General features: G+C 68.8%; 23 protein-coding genes. 14 read left to right on the forward strand and 9 right to left on the reverse strand.

The features are described from left to right. Nucleotides 1–114 precede the first annotated feature (114 nt). Genes AC1DGC_RS05265 through AC1DGC_RS05280 form a run of 4 tightly spaced genes read left to right on the forward strand, consistent with a single transcriptional unit; the run spans nucleotide 115 to nucleotide 2,364 of the window. The gene (locus AC1DGC_RS05265; RefSeq protein ID WP_259208110.1) at nucleotides 115–648 is read left to right on the forward strand and encodes a phage tail protein; all 534 of its coding nucleotides are present in this window, start codon (nucleotides 115–117) and stop codon (nucleotides 646–648) included. Between the two features lie 52 nt (nucleotides 649–700). After that, a complete protein-coding gene (locus tag AC1DGC_RS05270) occupies nucleotides 701–1,231 on the forward strand; it encodes a phage tail protein (RefSeq protein WP_259208108.1) in 531 nt (176 codons plus the stop codon). 30 nt (nucleotides 1,232–1,261) lie between these two features. Beyond that, nucleotides 1,262–1,801 carry a phage tail protein gene (locus AC1DGC_RS05275; protein WP_394164730.1) on the forward strand — a complete coding sequence of 180 codons (540 nt, stop codon included), beginning with the start codon at nucleotides 1,262–1,264 and terminating at the stop codon, nucleotides 1,799–1,801. Then, nucleotides 1,801–2,364 carry an N-acetyltransferase family protein gene (locus tag AC1DGC_RS05280; RefSeq protein ID WP_478047358.1) on the forward strand — a complete coding sequence of 188 codons (564 nt, stop codon included), beginning with the start codon at nucleotides 1,801–1,803 and terminating at the stop codon, nucleotides 2,362–2,364. The genes AC1DGC_RS05275 and AC1DGC_RS05280 overlap by 1 nt, the downstream gene beginning before the upstream one ends. On the opposite strand, the gene AC1DGC_RS05285 is transcribed toward AC1DGC_RS05280, so the two are convergent. The 4 genes from AC1DGC_RS05285 to AC1DGC_RS05300 form a co-directional block, all read right to left on the reverse strand. Then, nucleotides 2,357–2,647, reverse strand: a complete 291-nt coding sequence (locus tag AC1DGC_RS05285; RefSeq protein WP_394164732.1) for a DUF6916 family protein — start codon at nucleotides 2,645–2,647, stop codon at nucleotides 2,357–2,359. The two genes, AC1DGC_RS05280 and AC1DGC_RS05285, sit on opposite strands and share 8 nt — an antisense overlap. A gap of 99 nt (nucleotides 2,648–2,746) precedes the next feature. Beyond that, nucleotides 2,747–3,307, reverse strand: a complete 561-nt coding sequence (locus AC1DGC_RS05290) for a glutathione peroxidase (RefSeq protein WP_259208102.1) — start codon at nucleotides 3,305–3,307, stop codon at nucleotides 2,747–2,749. A gap of 57 nt (nucleotides 3,308–3,364) precedes the next feature. Further along, the gene (locus AC1DGC_RS05295; RefSeq protein ID WP_259208100.1) at nucleotides 3,365–3,733 is read right to left on the reverse strand and encodes a hypothetical protein; all 369 of its coding nucleotides are present in this window, start codon (nucleotides 3,731–3,733) and stop codon (nucleotides 3,365–3,367) included. A gap of 74 nt (nucleotides 3,734–3,807) precedes the next feature. Continuing rightward, nucleotides 3,808–5,391 (reverse strand): DNA recombination protein RmuC, encoded by a 1,584-nt coding sequence (locus tag AC1DGC_RS05300; protein WP_449335634.1) that lies wholly within the window; start codon nucleotides 5,389–5,391, stop codon nucleotides 3,808–3,810. 50 nt (nucleotides 5,392–5,441) lie between these two features. On the opposite strand from AC1DGC_RS05300, the gene AC1DGC_RS05305 reads away from it, so the two are divergent. Next, the gene (locus tag AC1DGC_RS05305) at nucleotides 5,442–6,065 is read left to right on the forward strand and encodes a glutathione S-transferase family protein (protein WP_478047359.1); all 624 of its coding nucleotides are present in this window, start codon (nucleotides 5,442–5,444) and stop codon (nucleotides 6,063–6,065) included. A gap of 6 nt (nucleotides 6,066–6,071) precedes the next feature. Here the strand turns inward: AC1DGC_RS05305 and nfsB are convergent, their stop codons facing one another. Together nfsB and AC1DGC_RS05315 are read right to left on the reverse strand one after the other, a co-directional pair. Beyond that, nucleotides 6,072–6,725, reverse strand: a complete 654-nt coding sequence (gene nfsB, locus AC1DGC_RS05310) for an oxygen-insensitive NAD(P)H nitroreductase (protein WP_478047360.1) — start codon at nucleotides 6,723–6,725, stop codon at nucleotides 6,072–6,074. Nucleotides 6,726–6,750: 25 nt separating this feature from the next. Next, nucleotides 6,751–7,758, reverse strand: coding sequence for a zinc-binding alcohol dehydrogenase family protein (locus AC1DGC_RS05315; RefSeq protein ID WP_478047361.1), 1,008 nt, complete (start codon nucleotides 7,756–7,758; stop codon nucleotides 6,751–6,753). 90 nt (nucleotides 7,759–7,848) lie between these two features. On the opposite strand from AC1DGC_RS05315, the gene AC1DGC_RS05320 reads away from it, so the two are divergent. The 3 genes from AC1DGC_RS05320 to AC1DGC_RS05330 all read left to right on the forward strand — a co-directional run bounded on the left by AC1DGC_RS05320 (nucleotide 7,849) and on the right by AC1DGC_RS05330 (nucleotide 10,016). Continuing rightward, a complete protein-coding gene (locus AC1DGC_RS05320; RefSeq protein ID WP_394164735.1) occupies nucleotides 7,849–8,772 on the forward strand; it encodes a LysR family transcriptional regulator in 924 nt (307 codons plus the stop codon). 61 nt (nucleotides 8,773–8,833) lie between these two features. Beyond that, the gene (leuE, locus tag AC1DGC_RS05325; RefSeq protein WP_259208089.1) at nucleotides 8,834–9,460 is read left to right on the forward strand and encodes a leucine efflux protein LeuE; all 627 of its coding nucleotides are present in this window, start codon (nucleotides 8,834–8,836) and stop codon (nucleotides 9,458–9,460) included. A 187-nt stretch (nucleotides 9,461–9,647) separates the two neighbouring features. Next, nucleotides 9,648–10,016 carry a hypothetical protein gene (locus AC1DGC_RS05330; protein WP_259208087.1) on the forward strand — a complete coding sequence of 123 codons (369 nt, stop codon included), beginning with the start codon at nucleotides 9,648–9,650 and terminating at the stop codon, nucleotides 10,014–10,016. Nucleotides 10,017–10,025: 9 nt separating this feature from the next. Here the strand turns inward: AC1DGC_RS05330 and AC1DGC_RS05335 are convergent, their stop codons facing one another. Further along, complete coding sequence (locus AC1DGC_RS05335) at nucleotides 10,026–10,928, reverse strand: LysR family transcriptional regulator (RefSeq protein WP_478047362.1); 903 nt, start codon at nucleotides 10,926–10,928, stop codon at nucleotides 10,026–10,028. Nucleotides 10,929–11,072: 144 nt separating this feature from the next. Between AC1DGC_RS05335 and AC1DGC_RS05340 the strand changes: the two genes are divergently transcribed. The 4 genes from AC1DGC_RS05340 to AC1DGC_RS05355 all read left to right on the forward strand — a co-directional run bounded on the left by AC1DGC_RS05340 (nucleotide 11,073) and on the right by AC1DGC_RS05355 (nucleotide 14,824). Further along, complete coding sequence (locus AC1DGC_RS05340) at nucleotides 11,073–12,068, forward strand: aldo/keto reductase (RefSeq protein ID WP_259208084.1); 996 nt, start codon at nucleotides 11,073–11,075, stop codon at nucleotides 12,066–12,068. A 70-nt stretch (nucleotides 12,069–12,138) separates the two neighbouring features. Beyond that, entirely contained in the window at nucleotides 12,139–12,813 is a 675-nt protein-coding gene (locus tag AC1DGC_RS05345; RefSeq protein WP_478047363.1) for a suppressor of fused domain protein, read from the forward strand. Between the two features lie 45 nt (nucleotides 12,814–12,858). Then, nucleotides 12,859–13,269: a hypothetical protein gene (locus AC1DGC_RS05350; RefSeq protein ID WP_478047364.1), complete on the forward strand. Its 411-nt coding sequence runs from the start codon at nucleotides 12,859–12,861 to the stop codon at nucleotides 13,267–13,269. Nucleotides 13,270–13,411: 142 nt separating this feature from the next. Then, nucleotides 13,412–14,824, forward strand: a complete 1,413-nt coding sequence (locus AC1DGC_RS05355) for an amino acid permease (RefSeq protein WP_259208078.1) — start codon at nucleotides 13,412–13,414, stop codon at nucleotides 14,822–14,824. 192 nt (nucleotides 14,825–15,016) lie between these two features. On the opposite strand, the gene AC1DGC_RS05360 is transcribed toward AC1DGC_RS05355, so the two are convergent. Both AC1DGC_RS05360 and AC1DGC_RS05365 read right to left on the reverse strand, forming a co-directional pair. Then, the gene (locus AC1DGC_RS05360; RefSeq protein WP_478047365.1) at nucleotides 15,017–16,270 is read right to left on the reverse strand and encodes a dipeptidase; all 1,254 of its coding nucleotides are present in this window, start codon (nucleotides 16,268–16,270) and stop codon (nucleotides 15,017–15,019) included. A gap of 543 nt (nucleotides 16,271–16,813) precedes the next feature. Next, nucleotides 16,814–17,983: a class I SAM-dependent rRNA methyltransferase gene (locus AC1DGC_RS05365; RefSeq protein WP_394164885.1), complete on the reverse strand. Its 1,170-nt coding sequence runs from the start codon at nucleotides 17,981–17,983 to the stop codon at nucleotides 16,814–16,816. Nucleotides 17,984–18,343: 360 nt separating this feature from the next. Here AC1DGC_RS05365 and AC1DGC_RS05370 point away from each other — a divergent pair, with 360 nt between their 5' ends. Next, nucleotides 18,344–19,303 carry a TerC family protein gene (locus AC1DGC_RS05370; RefSeq protein WP_259208073.1) on the forward strand — a complete coding sequence of 320 codons (960 nt, stop codon included), beginning with the start codon at nucleotides 18,344–18,346 and terminating at the stop codon, nucleotides 19,301–19,303. Between the two features lie 97 nt (nucleotides 19,304–19,400). After that, nucleotides 19,401–20,183, forward strand: coding sequence for a rhomboid family intramembrane serine protease (locus AC1DGC_RS05375; RefSeq protein WP_478047366.1), 783 nt, complete (start codon nucleotides 19,401–19,403; stop codon nucleotides 20,181–20,183).

Here is a 20,183-nt window from a genome sequence, read left to right on the forward strand (position 1 = left end):
GAGTCCCCGTGGCGAGGAAAGGGGCGCGGCGGAGGGACTTGTGAACAGCCTGAATGGCGTTCAGAGTAGTTGCGCGCCAGTCCGGCGCCGCGCTCAGCATCCAAGGGGGATCAGATGAGCGAATTCTTCGTCGGCCAGATCATGATGGCCGGGTTCAATTTTGCACCCAGGTATTTCGCGCAATGCAACGGGCAATTGCTGCCCATCAACCAGAACCAGGCCTTGTTTTCGCTGTTGGGCACGCAGTACGGCGGCGATGGCGTCACCAACTTCGCCCTGCCCGACCTGCGCGGGCGCACACCCGTCGCGTATGCGCCCTCGGTCGATGCGACATGGCAGCCACCGACCCTGCAGATCGGTCAGCGGGCCGGGACCGAGAACGTGACGCTGTTGCCCACGCAGTTGCCCGCGCATGGCCACCAGGTGGTGGGCGTGGCCGCCGCGGGCGACAACCGCAACCCCACCGGGCGCACGTTCGCCGGCGGCGGCACGGCCAAGCTGTATGCAGCCCAGGGCGGCGCCCTGGTTGCACAGGCACCGTCGTCGGTCGCCCCGGCAGGCAGCACCCAGGCCCATCCGAACATGCAGCCCTACACCACGCTCAACTTCTGCATCGCGCTGCAGGGAATCTTCCCCTCCCGCGGTTGATCACGGGGCCGGCCGTGGCCGGCCATGCGTTACTCACAAGGAGCATGATCAGATGAGCGTACCTTTCATCGGCGAAATCCGGATGTTCGGATTCAACCGCGTTCCCAGTGGATGGCTTGCCTGCAACGGCGCAGTGGTATCGATCGCAGACTACGACGTGCTCTTCATGTTGCTCGGCACGACCTACGGCGGTGACGGCCAAAGCACGTTCGGCGTGCCGGACCTGCGCGGCCGCGTGCCGCTGCACATGGGCCAGGGCCCGGGGCTGAGCAATCGCCTGCCCGGCATGATGTCCGGGTCCGAGACGGTCACGCTGACCCTGCCACAGATGCCGGCCCACACCCATGCACTGTCGGTCAGCACCGCGGCAGCCACCCTGGAGACGCCTGCCGCCACCGCATTGCCGGGCGCCGTCAGTGGCGAGACCTTCTATGTCACCGACACCAACGGGGCGACCCCACTGGCGATGGAGGCGTTGGCCGTGACCAGCAGTGGTGGCAACCAGGCGCACGAGAACTGCATGCCCACCCTGACGGTGCAGTACTGCATCGCCTGGGCCGGCGTCTTCCCCTCGCAGTCCTGACCCTTCCTTCGTTACGCGCAGAGAACCGACATGACCGAACCTTACATCGGACAGATCCAGCCGTTCGGCTTCAACTTCGCCCCGAACGGGTGGGCGTTCTGCAACGGCGCTACGCTGGCGATCCAGCAAAATACCACCCTGTTTTCGCTGCTCGGCATCCAGTACGGCGGCAACGGTACCAGCACCTTCCAGCTGCCCAATTTGAGCGCCCGCGCTGCCGGAGGGACGGGCACCGGCAACGGCCTGACCCCCCGCTTGATCGGCGGCACGTTCGGCGTCTCCCAGGTGGCGTTGAGCACATTGGAAATGCCCGCCCATCAGCACACGCTGACCGCGTTCGCCCAGACCGACACCAGCAAGCGCAGCGGCGTACCGGTGGCCGGTGGTGGTCTTTCCCAGCCCGGGTCCAACGCCGTCAAGCCCTTCAGCAATGCGACGCCGGATACGCCGCTGTCCCCGTCCATGCTGCTCCCCAGCAGCGGTGGCAACCAGCCACACGACAACCAGCAGCCCTACCTGGCGGTGAACTTCTGCATTGCCCTGCAGGGCGATTACCCTGCGTTCGACTGATGTTGCCCGCGACGCTGGCGCCGTTCCCTCCGGAGCGGCGCCCGGCGCTGGCCGGGGTCGCCGACGGCACCGGATGGCAATGGCGCGCGCTGCGCGGCGATGACCTGCCCTGGCTGGTGCCGCTGTATGCGAGCACGCGCGAGGAGGAACTCCGGTCGGTGCCCTGGCCGGACGCTGCCAAGCGGCAGTTCCTGTCGCAGCAGTTCGTGGCCCAGCACCAGCACTATCTGGCCCACCACCCGCGCGCGCATTACCTGGCGATCCTGCGCGAGGGCCAGCCGGTGGGGCGCTTCTATGTCGATGAAGACGGCGAGGAGGATCTCATCGTGGACATCAGCCTGTTGCCGTCTTCGCGCGGCACCGGTACCGGCACGGCGGTGATCGGTTGCCAGCAACAGGCCTGTGCGGCGCGAGGTCGCGCGCTGCGGCTGCACGTGATGCAGCACAACCACGCTGCGTTGCGCTTGTACCAGCGGATGGGGTTTGTCGCCAGCGCGGCGGCGGCGGCCGGCGAGCTTTACCTGCCCATGCGCTGGGAGCCCACGCACCGTCCCCTCAGTTGAACACGGCCTGGTAGAGGAACCCGGCACGTTCCTGCGCGATGGGCACCAGGAAGATGCCAACCTCACCCACCCGCGCGTGGCGCATCGGGTAGATCTGCTGCGGGAACACGATCGCCGCGGCATTGCGGAACAACAGCGAGAACGGCGCGCGCGCTGTATTCGCATGCGTCTGCTGCAGCGGCCGCGCCTCGACCAGCACGAACTCCATCTGCATGCCATCGAACTCGGCGGCGAACGTCTCGTTCACGCAGCCGGCAAAGTGTTCCAGCGTCAACAACTCCATGTCCCCTTCCCCGGGTGCGCACCGCAGGCATAGCGGCGTGCGTCATCCTCGCCGCATCGCGTGGCGCGCACAAGCGCCACGCGATGCACGGCGCCTGGATCAGGCCGCCAGCGCCGCGTCGATCGCCGCCACCAGCCGCGCGTCGTCCGCCGGCACGTCCGGGGCGAAGCGTGCGATGACCTGGCCGTCGCGGCCGATCAGGAACTTCTCGAAGTTCCACAGCACGCCCGGCGCCGGGTTGACCACCAGCTCGGGGTACTTGGCCACCGCGCCCTGCAGCTTTTCGCGCATCGGGCCTTCGCCGGTGGCGGCCGGCTGGGCGGCGGTCAGCTGCTGGTACAGCGGGTGCACGTCATCGCCGGCCACGCTGATCTTGGCGAACAGCGGGAAGCTGACGTTGTATTCCAGCTGGCAGAACTGCTGGATGTCCGCTTCGCTGCCCGGCTCCTGGGCCAGGAAGTTGTTGGCCGGGAAGCCCAACACTTCCAGGCCGGCGTCGTGCTTGTCGGCGTACAGCTTCTGCAGGCCTTCGTACTGCGGGGTCAGGCCGCACTTGGAGGCGACGTTGACCACCAGCAGCACCTTGCCGCGGTAGTCGGCCAGCGAGGACGGCTGGCCTTCGATGGTGGTGACGGGGATCTCGTAAACGGTCTGGCTCACTGCAGCTTCCTTGGGTTGGGACGTAGGCGCCACGGGCGGACCCGTGGCTGGAAAGAATCAATCGACGCAGATCGTGCCCAGGGCCACGCCGCCATCGATGCGCTGGCGGCAGCCGAAGTTCTGGCGGATGTCGGCCTGGCAGGTGCCACGCGCCTTGGCACCCGGGGCGATCTCACCCTGGGCCAGGCACTGGCCGGTGCAGTCGGCCTTGGCGCTGCACGCCTTGCCGGCATCGGCGTAGGGCACCACGCACTGCACGCGCTGCAGGCGGCCCAGCGGCGCGAGTTCACCGCCGGCCTGCCGGCAGGCGGCCGCGTCGGTGGGCGCGGTCACGGCGCCATCGGCAGGCACGGGGGCAACCGGCGGGGTGGTGCTGGCGCAGCCGGCCACGGCCAGCAGCAGGGACAACAACAGGGTCAGGCGCATGCGGTACTTCCTCGAACGATCGACAGGGGCACAGCATGCGCGATCACGTGCATGCGTTGCATGTACGCCAGGTGTCAGTCCTGTGCGGCGCTGCCCTCGTCCATGCCGCCGTCCTCGTCCTCGCCCGTGGCGTCTTCCAGCAGGTCCTGGGTCTGTTCGGCGGTCAGCGACTCCACGCCGCGCAGGCGGCGCTCGATCGTGCGCGTCTTGCGGCTGGCTTCGCCCAGGCTGCGGCCGACCGTGCTGATCTGTTTCTCGGCTTTTTCCAGGATGCCGGCAAACTTGCCGAACTCGCTCTTGACCGCGCCCAGCAGGCTCCACACTTCACTGGAGCGCTGTTCGATGGCCAGCGTGCGGAAGCCCATCTGCAGGCTGTTGAGCAGCGCGGTGACGGTGGTCGGCCCGGCCACCACCACGCGATGTTCGCGTTGCAGCAGGTCGACCAGGCCGGGGCGGCGGATCACTTCGGCGTACAGGCCTTCGGTGGGCAGGAACATCACCGCGAAGTCGGTGGTGTGCGGCGGCACGATGTACTTGTCGCAGATCGACTTGGCCTGGATGCGGATCGCGCGTTCCAGCTGCGCGCCCTGCACGCGCACGCCATCGACGTCGCCCTGCTCCTGGGCATCGAGCAGGCGTTCGTAGTCTTCGCGCGGGAACTTGGAGTCGATCGGCAGCCACACCGGCGTGTCGTCGTGGCCGCGCCCGGGCAGGCGCACGGCGATGTCGACCATCTCCCCGCTGTCCGGGCGCACTTTCACCCCGCGCGCGTACTGTTCCTGGGTGAGGGTCTGCTCGAGGATGTTGTCCAGCTGCACTTCGCCCCAGCTGCCGCGGTTCTTGACGTTGGTCAGCACGCGCTTGAGGTCGCCCACCCCGGTGGCCAGCTGCTGCATCTCGCCGAGCCCGCGCTGCACCTGCTCCAGGCGATCGGAGACCAGTTGGAACGAGGCGCCGAGGCGCGCTTCCAGCGTGGTCTGCAGCTTTTCGTCCACGGTGACCCGCATCTGGTCGAGCTTCTCGGCGTTGTCGGTCTGCAGGCTCTTGAGCTGCTGCTCCAGCGTGGCGCGCATCTCGCCGATGCGGGCCTCGTTGCGCTGGGTCAGCTCCTGCAGGCGCAGGCCCAGCGATTCGGCCAGGCGCTGCTGCGACTGCGCGGTTTCCTCGCGGCCCTTGCGTGCGTCGTCGGCCAGGGCCTGGCGCAGCGCGGCCATATGGCCATCGGTGCGGGTGGTGAGCTCCACCAGCTGCTGGCCGAACGCCTCGATGCGCGCCTGCTGCTGCTGGCCGAACACCTCCAACTGCGCGCGCATGTCGTGCAGGCGCTGGGCCAGCAGTTCGCCGGTGCGCTGCTGGGCCTGCGCGCTTTCTTCGCGCGCCTTGCGCGCATCATCGCCGAGCGCGTCGCGCAGCAGGTCCAGGCGCTGGTCGGTGCGGGTGGACAGGTCGGTCAGCGCGCGCGCGAAGCTCTCCAAGCGCGCGTCCTGCTGCCGGCCCAGGCCTTCGAGCTGCTCGCGCAGTTCACCGCGCCCCACCCGCGCTTCATCGCGCAGGGCCTGCTCCAGGCCACCTTGCTGGGAACGCCGCAGCAGGACCACCAGCTGCAGGACGAGGACGGCACAGACAAGGCCGCCAAGGATCAGGAATTCGGTTTGCATGTGCACAAGTGTAGGCTGAGCCGGTCTCATTGGCTGCGCCGGACGGGTACATGCTGGAGTTGTACGGAAAGCCCACCTCGATCAACGTGCGCAAGGTGCTGTGGGTGCTTGCCGAGCTGGGGCTGGAGTATCGGCACGACGCGGCCGGGGCATCGACCGACGCGGCCGCCGATGCCCGCCTGCGCAGGCTCAACCCCAACGCGCAGGTGCCGGTGCTGTGCGATGGCGACTTCGTGCTGTGGGAGTCCAACAGCATCTGCCGCTACCTGGCGGCCCGCGCGGAGCGGGCCGACCTCCTGCCGCAGGCGCCGCGGGAACGCGCGCGGGTGGAACAGTGGATGGACTGGCAGGCCACCGATCTCAACAGCGCCTGGCGCTATGCGTTCATGGCCGGCGTGCGCCGGCACCCGGATTACCAGGATGATGCGGCGGCCGCGTCCAGCCAGGCGCACTGGAACCGCTTGATGGGCGTGCTGGACCGGCACTTGGCGCAGACCGGCGCCCACGTGGCCGGCGAACGCTTCAGCCTGGCCGACATCGTGCTCGGCCTGTCCACCCAGCGCTGGCGCATGACGCCGGGCGACAAGCCGGTGCTGCCCTGCGTGGATGCGTGGTTCGCGCGCCTGCGCCCCCGTGCGGGCTTCGCCCTGCACGTGGACAACGGCGTGCCCTGAGCGCCTTCAGAGTCGGGTGAACACCTGGTCGCGCGGCAGCCGCGACTTGGGCAGGCCCGCATTGAAATTGGCCGCGCTGCCGTAGCCCAGCGCCACCAGCACCACGCTGGTCAGGCCGCGCTCGCCCAGGCCCAGTTCGGCATCCAGTGCCTGCGCATCGAAGCCTTCCATCGGCGTGGCGTCCACGCCATGCACGCCGGCGGCCAGCAGCAGCGTGCCCAGCGCCAGGTAGGTCTGCTTCTGCATCCAGTGCTGCACATCGCCCAGCGTGTGTCGGTGCAGGTCGACGTAGTGGTGCAGCGCGCCGCGCTGGCCTTCGCGGGCCTCCGGGGTGGGGTAGCGGCCATCGGCGCTTTCCTGGTCGATCACCTGGGCCAGGTACGCGTCATCGATGGCGGTGCGGGTGGCGAATACGATCACGTGCGAGGCATCGGTGATCTTGGCGGTGTTGTAGGGCTGGCCGGGCTGGGTGGCGCGGGCGATGCGCGCGCGTGCCTCGGCGCTGCCGGCCACCAGGAAATGCCACGGCTGCGCGTTCACTGACGAGGGCGCGTGGTGCAGCACGTCCAGCAGGTCATCCAGCACCGCCGGCGGCAGCGTGCGGGTGGGGTCGAAGGCCTTGGGGGTATGGCGGCGGCGGGCCACCGGTGCGAGGGTCATGTGCGGGTCGTCCATCGGATGGGGGTCAGAAGCCTTCGAGGACCAGCTTGCCGCGCGCGCGGTGGCTCTCGATCAGGGTGTGCGCCTGGCGCAGGTTGGCGGCGTTGATGCGGCCGTAGTGTTCGCCCAGCGTGGTGCGCAGGACGCCGGCATCGACCAGCGCGGCCACGCGTTCGAGCAGGTCGTGCTGGCGCTGCAGGTCCGGGGTGCTGAAGCTGGAGCGGGTGAACATCGACTCCCAATGCAGCGACAGGCTCTTGCGCTTGAGCGCCATCACGTCGAGCTGGCCGGGGTCGTCGATCAGCGCCAGCTGTCCCTGCGGGGCCAGCGCGGCCACGATCTGGTCGTAGTGCTGGTCGGTGTGGGTGAGGCTGGCCACGTGGCTGACCTCGGCGATGCCCAGTCGCTGCAGGCCGTCGGTGAGCGGCTGCGAATGGTCGATCACATGGTGCGCGCCCAGGCCGTAGACCCAGTCCTGGGTATCCGGGCGCGAGGCGGTGCCGATCACGGTCAGGCCGGTCAGCTGGCGGGCCAGCTGGACCAGGATCGAGCCCACCCCGCCGGCCGCGCCGATCACCAGCAGGGTCTGACCCTCGCCGCCGCCTTCGGGGATGCGCAGGCGGTCGAACAGCAGCTCCCAGGCGGTGATCGCGGTCAGGGGCAGCGCCGCGGCCGCGGCATCGTCCAGGCTGGCCGGCTTGTGCCCGACGATGCGCTCGTCCACCAGCTGGTACTCGGCATTGCTGCCCGGGCGACCGATCGCGCCGGCATAGAAGACCGCATCGCCGGGCTGGAACAGCTGCACCTCGCTGCCGACCGCATCCACGATCCCGACCGCATCCCACCCCAGCACGCGCGGTTCGTCCACGGCCACGCCGTTGCGCACCTTGGTGTCCACTGGGTTGACCGAGATCGCCCGTACTTCCACGCGCAGGTCGCGCGGGCCGGGGCTGGGGATCGGCAGGGTAATGTCCTGCAGCGCGCGCGGGTCGCTGATCGGCAGGCCGTGCTGGGTGTAGGCGATGGCTTTCATCGGGGCGGGTCCGTTCGGGAAGAAACACAGCCTGCGCTCCGCCGCCGCCGTCGGAAAGGCGCAGAATCGGTCAGCACTTTCACTGCAGGAATGAAAATGATCCGGATCGACGATCTCGGCCTGTTCGTCCGCACCGCCGCGCTGGGCAGTTTCTCCAACGCCGCACGTGAGGCCGACCTCCTGCCCGGCCAGGTCGCCGCGGCCGTGGCCCGGCTGGAACGCGAACTGGACCTGCGCCTGTTCGTGCGCTCCACCCGCAGCCTGCGCCTGACCGCCGAAGGCGCGCTCTACCTGCCCTATGCGCAGGAAGTGCTGGCCACCCTCAGCGAGGGCCAGGCCCGGGTCCGCGGCGAAGATGCCGAACTGCGGGGGGTGTTGCAGGTGGCCGCGCCCTCGGACCTGGGTCGCAACGTGCTGCTGCCGTGGCTCACCGAGTTCCGCACTGCCCACCCGAAGCTGCAGCTGCGGCTGCAGTTGTCCGACCAGGTCGCCGATGTGTTCCGCGACCCGGTCGACGTCGCGTTCCGGCTCGGCCGCTTCGACAACGCCAGCTATGTCGCCCTGCCGCTGCTGCCGGGCAACCGCCGGGTGCTGGCGGCCGCGCCGGCGTACCTGGCACGGCACGGCACGCCGGATACCCTGGAGGCGCTCAAGGACCACCACTGCCTGCTCTACCAGTTGGCCGGGCGCGCCTACGACCGCTGGAACGTCGAGGTCGATGGCCGCCGCGTGGTGGTGCCGGTGCGCGGCAACATGGTCTGCGACGATGCCGACGTGGTGCGCCGCTGGGCCGTGGCCGGCGAAGGCATCGTGTTCAAGTCCTGGCTGGACGTGTGCGGGGACGTGCGTGCCGGCCGCCTGCAGGTGCTGCTGGGCGGTGCCGGCGACAGCCTGCCGTTGAACCTGGTGTGCCCGCACCGCAAGCAGTTCTCGCCGGCCATCCGGCAGTTGCATGCCCTGTTGGCGCAGCGCCTGCAGCCGTTGCTGGCCGACCTGCCGCGCTTGGACGCCTGACGCTATCGGTACGCCGGGCGGTGCCGGACAATGGCGCTCCCCCCGTAGTCGAGTCGCCGCCATGCCGTGGATGGGCATCCAGGACCTGTGGACCTTCATTGCCGCCGTGCTGGTGTTCCTGGCATTGCCGGGCCCGGGCACCTTCACCCTGCTCACCGCCACCGGCCGTGGCGGCGTGCGCGGCGGCTATACCGCCTTGTTCGGGCTGCTGCTCGGTGACCAGATCCTGATGTGGCTGGCGGTGGCCGGCGTGGCCGCGCTGCTCAAGGCCAACCCGCTGGTGTTCCACGCGGTGCAGTACCTCGGCGCCGCCTACCTGGTGTGGATCGGCATCGGGCTGCTGCGCGCGCCGCGCAGCAGCGGCGAGGAGGGCGGCATCCGCCTGCAGCCGGGGCATTACTTCCGCCAAGCGGTGCTGATCAACCTGCTCAACCCGAAGGCGATCATCTTCTACATGGCCTTCCTGCCGTTGTTCATCGACCCGGCCCGCCACCAGGGCATGGCCACGTTCGCGACCATGGCGGTGATCATCTTCGTCATGGGCCTGGCGTACTGCTCGGTGCTGATCGGGGTCGGCAACCTGCTCCGCCGCCGGATTCTCCAGCATCCGCGTGTAGGGCTTTTCCTGCGACGGATCGCGGGTGTCTTCCTGATCGGGTTCGGCGTCCGCCTCGGCGTCAGCGGCTGACACCCCTGCCCTGCATGCGTCTGCGGCGATGCAGCCAGGCTCTCGTGCCGCTGCGCGAATAGACCGTGCCATGCAAGCGCGGCACCTCAATCAATAATTTCAGATTCCGCAGCGCGTGTCCGACGTGTCCAATCGGCCCATCGCCGACGGGCGCCCCGCGTCCGCGCGCTACACGGAGATTGGAGCGATGCCCCCTGTGTATTTCGTCCAGCACCTGATCGGCCATGACGAACGACTGCTGTGCATGGCCACCGGCCGCACCGACCTGGCCAGTCCTGCGGTGGGCCGCATCCTCGCCAGCCTGCAGCCACTGGACCGCATCGACCTGAGCACCTGGCGCTTCGACTGCGATGCCAGCCTGGAACGGGCGCTGTGCCGGCACATCGGCGAGGCCGAGCGTGCCGGCCAGGGCTGGCGGGTGTTCGATGCGCACGGCACGCTGCGCTGCAAGCGCTTTCCCGAGGATGCCCACGCGGTGTTCCCGCAGGGCCCCTCGAGCCTGGATGAGCGGCTGCACGCGCTGGTCAGGGGCGCCTCGTGCGCCCACCCGGCCTGAGCACGCGGCTCAGCGATTGCGCAGGGCCTGGCGCAGGTAGTCGATGAACACCCGCAGCTTCGGTGCCATCTGCTCGCGCGCCGGGTAGTACAGGTGGAAACCGGCGAACGGCGCCTGCCAGTCCTGCAATACGCACTGCAGCCGCCCGGCCGCGATGTCGGCCGCCATCAGCGCCTCGAAACCCTGGGCCATGCCCAGGCCGGCGCGCACGGCGGCGTGGATCAGCCCCGCATCGTTGAACACCAGCCGGCCGGCCACTTCCACGTCGAAGTCGCGGCCGTCGCGGGTGAACTCCCAGGGCATCGGCCTGCCGTTGCTGAGGCGGTGCACGATGCACTCGTGCCCGACCAGCGCGGCCGGGGTGGCAGGCACGCCGTGCCGGGCCAGATAGGCGGGGGTGGCCACCACGACCTGGCGCTCGAGTGGGCCGATCGGCACTGCGATCATGTCGCGGGCGAGGCTCTCGCCCAGCCGGATCCCGGCATCGAAGCCGCCGGCGACCAGGTCGGTCAGCGCCGTCTCCACGAACAGCTCCACCTCCACCTGCGGGTACCGCGCCAGGAAGCCCGGCAGGTGCGGCAACACCAGCAGTTCGGCGGCAATCCGGGGCACGTTGATGCGCAGCTTGCCGGCCGGGACATCGCGCACGCTGTCCAGGTCCTCGAACGCGGCGTCGATCTGGGCCAGGCCCGCGCGCACGCGGTCAAGGAAGCGGGCGCCGTGTTCGGTCAGGCCCACCCGGCGCGTGGTCCGATGCAGCAGGCGCACGCCCATCCCGACTTCCAGCGCGCGCACCGTCTGCGACAGCGCCGATGGCGATACACCCAGCTCGTCGGCCGCCCGGGTGAAGCTGGCATGGTGGGCCACGCGGGCGAAGGCGACCACGGCGGACAACGGGCGTTGGGCGCTCATTATGAAGACCAGCTTCATGGCAGATGAAGGAACGGGCAGTTTATCCACATAGTCCACGGGAGGATGCTGGACCTCCGCGCCGCCCCGCCCCGGCATGGCGGCCACCCGCGTCATCCTTTCCCCCGCTTCCCTGGAGATTCCCCCATGCAGACCCGCACCCTCGGCCGCCACGGCCCCACCGTTTCCGCGCTCGGCCTGGGCTGCATGGGCATGAGCGCCTTCTACGGCGGGCGCGGCAGCGATGCCGACGCCACGGCGGTCATCCACCGCGCGCTGGAGCTCGGCGTCACCCTGCTCGACACCGCCGACATGTACGGCCCGCACACCAACGAAGTGCTGGTCGGCAAGGCGATCGCCGGGCGCCGCGACCAGGTCTTCCTGGCCACCAAGTTCGGCATCCGGCTGGAGCCGAGCGACAGCGCCGCACGCAGCGTGGATGGCCGCCCGGACTACGTGATCGCTGCCTGCGAGGCCAGCCTGCAGCGGCTGGGCGTGGATCACATCGACCTGTACTACCAGCACCGGGTGGATGCGAGCGTCCCGATCGAGGACACGATCGGTGCGATGGCGCGCCTGGTCGAACAGGGCAAGGTGCGCTTCCTCGGCATGTCCGAGGCCTCGGCGGCCACCATCCGCCGCGCGCATGCGGTGCACCCGATCACCGCGGTGCAGACCGAGTTCTCCCTGTGGTCGCGCGAGCCACAGGACAACGGCGTGCTGGACACCGTACGCGAGTTGGGGATCGGCTTCGTGCCTTACTCGCCGCTGGGCCGTGGCTTCCTCACCGGCGCCATACGCAGCCCGGACGACTTCGACACCGACGACTACCGCCGGCAGTCGCCGCGCTTCCAGGGGGACAACTTCGGCCGCAACCTGGCGCTGGTGGACGCGGTCACCGCGATGGCGCGCGCCAAGGGCATCACCCCCGGCCAACTGGCGCTGGCCTGGGTGCTGGCCCAGGGCGAGGACCTGGTGCCGATCCCGGGCACCAAGCGGATCGCCTACCTGGAAGAGAACCTCGGCGCACTGCAGGTGCAGCTGAGCGCGGACGAACGGGCGAAGATCGACGCGATCTTCCCGGCCAACGCCGCCGCGGGCATGCGCTACGCCCCTGCGGCGATGGCCACGCTGGACCGCTGAGTTCCGGTGGCACGCGGGCAGCGAGGGGTGATGGGCGACAATGGCGCGCCCATCGCCTGCGAGTAACCGGATGTCCGACCACGATGACCTGCTGAGCCGCGCCTGGAAACAGCGCGAGGAAACCCTCTACCCGTCATTGCTGGGCGCGTTGGGGCCGGGCATCCATCCGCTCGACCCCGCGGTGTTCTCCGCGGTGTTCGGCCAGGACGATGTCGACCCGCGCTGGCTGCACATCGGGGTGTTCGAGTGCCCGCCCAGCCCCACGCGTGCGGGCTGGGCGTATGTCAGCTCCGGGCTGTCCAATCCCTGGGAGGCGACCGAAGCCGACCCCGATGACGTCTCCGGGCTGGGCATGGAGTTCCTGCTGCAGACCCGCGAGCGTGCGCCGTGGGCAATGACCCTGGTGCAGCGCTTCTGCGCCTACCAGCTGCTGCTGGCCGCCGGCCGCATGGGCGACCACGCGCCCTTGGACCTGTGGGACCGGATGCGCATCGGCAGCCCGATCGACCACGCCGACAGCGTGCTGCAGGCATTGGTGTTCGCCCCGGCCCATCACCTGGGCGACGTGCAGCGGCTGCACAGCGGCCAGTTCCGGTTCCTGCAGCTCATTCCCCTGACCCTGGACGAACATGCGTTCGGCCAGCAGCACGACTTCGCGTGCGTGGTCGACCAGCTCCAGGCGGCCAACGCGGCGCCGGTCATCGATGCCGGTCGCCGCGGCATCGTGCTGCAGCCGCCCGGTTGATTGGCTACCGTGCCCCCGCCTGCCCTGCCTGCCGGATACGCCCACATGCGCCTGCCCGCCCTGCTCCCGCTGCTGCTGGCCATCGCCCCGGCCCACGCCGGTGAAGTCCGCTGCCTGACCGGCGGCGACGGCGACCGCATCCACCTGGCCTGGAAGCTGCCCGAGGCCGGCGCGGGCAACGAACGCGTCAGCTACGTGCGCTACGCCGGCAAGACCCAATGGCTGCGCCTGACCCTGCTGTCGCAGGACAGCACCGAGATGGCCAAGGGCCGCCCCTGGCAGTTCGATTCGGTATGGCTGGAACACCTGGACGGCACGGTGAACGGCCGTTACCTGATCAGCACCCAGGGCGCGCGGATCTACGGCTTCGACTACGTCCATGCGCGCAGTGGCCGGCAGACCGCGTTCCACGAGGACATCGGCGCCACCACCGACAACGGGTGCCAGTGGCCGTGATCGGCGTGTTGTGCCGATTTCGTCACCCCTGCCCCAGTCAGATGCGCCATGCGGCTTGCCGGGACGCTTGGCAGTAGTAATGCTGCACCGCGTTCGGTAAAACTCGCTGACTTGTCTTTAACAGTCATTCCCGCGAGGCCCCATGTCATTGCTCCGGCGCAAGTCCATCGACCAGGTCACCGTCCACGAAGCCGGCAGGCAGCTGGTCCCGACCCTGAGCTGGCCGCATCTGATCGCGTTGGGCATCGGCGCCATCGTCGGCACCGGCATCTACACCCTGATCGGGGTGGGCGCCAACCTGGCCGGCCCGGCCGTGCTGATCTCCTTTGCGATCGCCGGCGCGGTCTGCGCCTGCGCGGCACTGTCCTACGCCGAACTGGCGACCATGATGCCGGCCGCCGGCAGCGCCTACACCTACAGTTACGCCGCGCTCGGTGAGACCGTGGCCTGGGTGGTGGGCTGGAGCCTGATCCTGGAATACTCGCTGGTGGTCAGCACGGTCGCGGTCGGGTGGTCCGGCTACGCGGTCGGCTTCCTGCACGGATGGGGCATCGACCTGCCGTTGACGTTGACCGCCGGCCCCCATGTCGAGGGCGGCTTCATCAACCTGCCAGCGGTGCTGATCACCTTCGTGGTGGCCGGCATGCTGATGGCCGGCACCAAGGAGAGCGCCACCCTCAACGCGATCCTGGTGGTGGTCAAGATCATCGCGCTGACCGTGTTCGTGGCCATTGCGCTGCCGCACTTCGACACCGGCCACATGGAGCCGTTCATGCCGTTCGGCTTCGCCAAGTCGGTGGGTGCCGATGGTGTCGAGCACGGTGTGATGGCGGCCGCGGCGATCATCTTCTTCGCCTTCTACGGCTTCGACGCGATCTCCACCGCGGCGGAAGAGACCAAGAAGCCCGACCGCGACCTGGCCATCGGCATCATCGGCTCGATGGTCGGCTGCACCATCATCTATGTGCTGGTGGCGCTGGCCGCCGTCGGCGCGATGAGCTACACGATCTTCGGCCAGAGCGCCGAGCCGCTGGCGCTGATCCTGCGCGAGCTGGGCAGCCCGGGCGCGGCCAAGTGGATCGGCGCGGCGGCGGTGATCGCCCTGCCGACGGTGCTGCTGGCCTTCCTGTACGGGCAGAGCCGGATCTTCTTCGTCATGTCGCGCGATGGCCTGCTGCCGCGTGGCCTGTCCAAGGTCAGCGCGCGCACCGGCACGCCGATCGCGACCACGCTGTTCACCGCGGTGCTGGTCGCCGCGCTCGCCGGCGTGGCCCGCCTGGATGAAATCGCCGCACTGGCCAACGCCGGCACGCTGGCCGCGTTCACCGCGGTGGGCCTGTGCCTGGTGGTGCTGCGCAAGCGCGAGCCGAACCGCGTGCGCAAGTTCCGCACCCCGCTGGCCTACGTGGTCGGCCCGCTGGCGGTGATCGGCTGTCTGTACCTGTTCTTCAGCCTGCCGAGCAAGACCCAGCTGTATTTCCTGGCCTGGAATGTCCTGGGCCTGATCGCCTACTTCGCTTACGGGCGTCGCCATGCGGTGCTGGGCAAGGCCTGATCGGTGCGGGTAGCGCCGAGCCACGCCCGGTTGCGCTTCGTCCGGTCGTCATGAAGGACTGACCGGCGGCGTCGGCCGCTGTCCACTGGATGTCCCGGCACCGCATGTGCGCGTGCCGGGAGCTTTCACCGCGCCGTTGCTGCGATTGCTGCGATTGCTGCGGTTGCCGGGCATGGCTCGGCACTGCGCGTGTCAGGGGGTCGCTGCGGTCGCTGCCTTGTCGGCATGCGCCTGCGCCTGCTGCATGACGCGCAGCAGGTTGCCGCCCCAGATGCCGGCGATCTGCTTCTCGCTGTAGCCCTTGCGCAGCAGCCACGCGGTGATCTTCGGCAGCTGGCTCACGTCCTGCAGATCGGCCAGGCCACCGCCGCCATCCCAGTCCAGCCCGATGCCGACATGTTCGGGGCCGACCACCTTGAGGATGTGCTCGAGGTGGGCGAAGAAGTCCTCCAGCGTGGCCTTGCGCAGCGGGATGCGCGTGTCGATCTCCTCCAGCCCCTTCTTCAGCGCGACGCCCTGCTGGATGCTCATCCCGTCGTAATCGGTGCCGAGCCGCGCCATCAAGGCCGTCTCGGCCGCCTTGCGCGCCTCGCTCTTGCCGGTGTCGATCAGGTAGCCGCCGTAGGCGTTGACCTGGATCACCCCACCGGCCTGGGCCAGCCGCGTCAGGCGCGTGTCGTCGAGATTGCGCGGGTGGTTGTAGATCGCCTTGGCCGAGCTGTGCGACAGCACGAACGGCACCGGCATGCGCTCGATCAGGTCATCGAACACCGCGTCGGACGCGTGCGACTGGTCGATGACGATGCCCAGCCGCACCGCCTCATCCACCAGCGCCTTGCCGGCCGGGCTCAGGCCCTTCCATTCGGCGCCCTTGGGATCGGTGGCCGAATCGGCGAACTCGTTGTTGGCAAAATGCACCGTGCTGAGCAGGCGCAGGCCGGCCAGGTGGTAGTAACTGAGGAGCGAGGGATCATCGACCAGCGGGCTGGCGTTCTCCATGCTGATGTAGACCACGCGCTTGCCGGCCGCCTTGATCCTGGCCGCATCGGCGGGGGTCAGCGCGAGCTGGAAGCTGTCCGGGTGCGCGGCGAGCATCTCGCGGATCTCGGTCAGCCGCAGCAGGCCGGCATCGCGGTCGTGCTGGTGCGCCCGCGCGCTGCGATCGCCCTGGTCGGTGTAGATCGCGAAGAAGCCACCATCCAACGCGCCCTCGACCATGCGCGGGTAATCCACCTGCGACAACGCGTTGCGGTCGTGCCGTTGGCGGATGTCGAAACCGTCGCGGTGGAAGTTGGCCGGTGTATCCAGGTGGCTGTCCAGCGTCAGCAGCCGCTGCTGCAGCGTGGACGCCCTGGCCAGCTCCTGCGGGGTGAACTCGATGGCGTGGGCGGCCAGCGGCGTGCACAACGCCAGCGATACCAGCAACGACAGACTGCGCAGCGTCATGGATGCCATCACCTTGGATGGGAAGCGTAGGACGATAGCGCTGTCGGAAGACACGCGGTAGAGCCGCGCCATGCTCGGCTGCTGCGTGGCGCATTGCCGCGCTGCGCGCGGCCAGCCGAGCATGGCTCGGCTCTACCCGTTCCCAACGCCGTGGACCAATCGGCAGGCACACCGCCAGGCGTGCCGAACGCCGTGGACCATCGGCAGGCACACCGCCAGGCATGCCGAACGCCGTGGACCAATCGGCAGGCACACCGCCAGGCGTGCCGAACGCCGTGGACCATCGGCAGGCACACCGCCAGGCATGCCGAACGCCGTGGACCAATCGGCAGGCACACCGTCAGGCGTGCCGAACGCCGTGGACCATCGGCAGGCACACCGCCAGGCGTGCCGAACGCCGTGGACCATCGGCAGGCACACCGTCAGGCGTGCCGAACGCCGTGGACCATCGGCAGGCACACCGCCAGGCGCGCCTGGCGTTGGGTCGGTCGGCCGGCAGACCGGCCGGCGTATGCCGACCGCCGGTCGGCATACGCGGTGCCATCAATCCAGCACGCGGCAGAACACGGCCTTGAGGTAGCGCGATTCCTGCACGTGGGCCATGAACGGATGGTCCGGACCGGCGCCGGCGACCTTCAGGATCTGGATGGTGCGGCCGGAATAGAACGCGGCACGGCGCAGCATGTCCAGGAACTGGTCCTCGGCCACCAGGCCGGTGCAGGAGAACGTGGCGAACAGGCCACCGGGCTTGACCACGCCGAGTGCCAGCTTGTTCATGTCCAGGTACTTCTTCAGCGCCGTGATCACCTGGTCGCGGTCGCGGGTCATCTTGGCCGGGTCCAGGATCACCACGTCGAACTGCTCGCCGCGGTTGGCCGCATCGCGCAGCCACGGGAACACGTCGGACTGGATGAACTTGGGGCGCACGTTGTTGAGGCGCGAATTGCCCTTGGCAATCGCGATCACGTCCTCGTCGATGTCGATGCCGACCACCTCGGAGGCACCACGCGCGGCCGCATACACCGCGAAACCACCGGTGTTGCAGCACAGGTCCAGCACGGTCTTGCCGTCCACCTGCTCGCTCAGCCACTGGCGGTTCTCGCGCTGGTCGGCGAAGAAACCGGTCTTGTGCGCACCGGCCGGATCGGCGCGGAACTTCACGCCGTACTCGGTGATCACCGACGCTTCGGTGGTGGTGTTGCCGTGGAAATCGAAGCTTTCCTGCTTCTGCACGTGTTCGTCGGCGAAGCTGTGGAAACGGCAGCCGGGGAACTGCTCGCGCAGCGCCTCATAGATCCATTCGCGGTGGCGGAACATGCCGGCGGCGAAGAACTCCACCACCACCAGGTCGTTGTAACGGTCCACCACCAGACCGGACAGGCCATCGCCCTCGCTGTGGACCACGCGCCAGGCGTCGGACACCGCATCCAGCTTCAGCACGTCGCGACGCAGCGAAACGGCCTGGGCGATCTTGCGCGAGAACCAGCCCGCGTCCACCGGAACGGCCTGGTCGGTTTCCAGGATGCGCACGGCAATGCGCGAATGCCCGTTGTAGAAGCCGCGGCCGATCCACTCCCCGTCCACGCCGACGACGTCGACGATGGCACCGGGCTTGGGACGGACGGCGGGCTTTTCGACCAGTTTCTGGAAAATCCACGGGTGGCTGGAGCGCCAGGCGTTCTTGAGGCGGACTACGGGCAGGGGGGTATTCATCCGCCTATTGTATCCGGGAAGCCCACACCCCTCGGCACTGCGGGCGATGCGGCCCGCCCTCGCGCGGGCCGCAGCCGCGCGCCGGTGTGCCCGCGGGTAGGCGGGCACAGGGCCTTCCCATCCAGTTGACGGCGGCCCGGCCACCCCGCAGAATCGGCCCCAGAAGGGGAGTAGCTCCCAGACGTTGTCGCCGTCAATTCGAGCCCGCAGGCTCCGGTGCAACGGCAGTCCCACCCATCGGGACTGCGAGCGAGACCTTCGCCGTATGGCGAAGCTCTGTCTCCCCGGATCCCCCCGATCCTCCGTTGCAGATCCTCGCCGTCCGGCTTGAGGCATTCATTTTTCCAACGGATAAACCCAATGCAGACGATCGGTAATGTGTGGTTGTGGGGCGGCTTCGGCGCGGTGGTGGTCATCGCGCTGCTGGTCGATCTGGTCTTGATGCGACACGGCGGACCACACAAGGTCACCTTCAAGGAGGCCCTGTGGTGGTCCATCGGCTGGGTCGTGCTGGCCCTGGCCTTCAACGGTGGCCTCTGGTACTACCTGAACGAGACCGCCGGCCAGGTGGTGGCCAACAAGGTCGGCCTGGAATTCCTGACCGGCTACCTGGTCGAGAAGGCCCTGGCGGTGGACAACATCTTCGTGTTCCTGATGATCATGGGCTACTTCGCGGTGCCCGAGGAACAGCGGCAGAAGGTGCTGATCATCGGCATCCTGGGTGCGATCGTGCTGCGTACGATCATGATCTTCGCCGGTAGCGTGCTGCTCACCAAGTTCCATTGGCTGCTCTACGTGTTCGGCGCGTTCCTGCTCTTCACCGGCTGGAAGATGTGGTTCTCCGCCGGCAGCGAGCCGGACCTGGAGACCAATCCCGCGCTGCGCTGGATGCGCAAGCACCTGCGCCTGCTGCCGGACTACGCCGGCAACGCGATGAGCGTCATGCGCGACGGCAAGCGCTGGTTCACCCCGCTGTTCGTGGTGCTGATCCTGATCGCCGTGACCGACGTGATCTTCGCGGTGGACAGCATCCCGGCGATCTTCGCGATCACCACCGACCCGTTCATCGTGCTCACCTCCAACGTGTTCGCGGTGCTCGGCCTGCGCGCGATGTTCTTCCTGCTGGCCGGCATGGCCGATCGCTTCCACCTGCTGCCGTACGGCCTGGCCCTGGTACTGGCCTTCATCGGCATCAAGATGATGCTGATCGACATCTTCAAGATCCCCACCCCGATCTCGCTGGGCGTGGTGGCCGTGATCATCGCCGCCACCGTGGTGTTGAGCCTGAAGAACCCGCCGAAGGAAGGCGGCCACGCCTGACCGATCGTGSCGCCTGCGGGATTGTCCCGCAGGCGGCACCTCTCTCTCCCACTGCGTTGCCCTTGTGTTCAGCCCGGGCGACGCAATCCCTAAGGCTATGAACGCCAACCTGCCCCTGCCCGCCGGCGACACGCCGGACCCGCCCCGCAACGACCGAGGTCGCGTGATGCGGGCGTTCAACCTGAGCCTGGCCTTCGTGCTGGTGCTGGTGGCGGTGTTCACCGCCCAGGGCCACTTCGACTGGCGCCCATGGTCGGTCGCCCCGCTGGACAGGGCCGGGCTGCTCGGCATCCTCGGCGCGCCCCTGCTGCATGGCTCGGTCCAGCACCTGGGCGCCAATGCCGTCGCCCTGCTCATCCTCGGCACCCTGGCCGGCAGCGTCTATCCCAAGGCGACCCTGCGCGCGCTGCCCTTGTTGTGGGTCGGCTCGGGGCTGGGTGCCTGGTTGCTGGGCGACCTGGGCAGCCACCACCTGGGCGCCAGCGGCATCACCCACGGGCTGATGTTCCTCGTGTTCGTGCTGGGCCTGCTGCGCCGTGATCGCCCGGCCATCGCCGCCGGCCTGATCGCCTTCCTGTTCTACGGCAGCATGCTGATCACCATCCTCCCGCACGAGCCGGGCGTGTCCTGGCAGTCGCACATGGGCGGCGCCCTGGCCGGCATCGTCAGCGCACTGCTGTTCCGCCTGTCCGACCCGATGGCCCCGCGCAAGCGCTACAGCTGGGAGGAGGAAGACGAGGACGAGCTGGACCTGCAGCGCGATGGCGACCTGGAGCCACCCTCACCGCAGCGCGTACCGGTGCTGTGGCAACCGCGCGAGGGCCAGGACTTCGTGGTGCTGCCGTTCCGGCCGCGCGATCCGGCCGGGCCGCGCGAGTAG

This window comes from Stenotrophomonas sp. 05N37, from assembly GCF_056397365.1.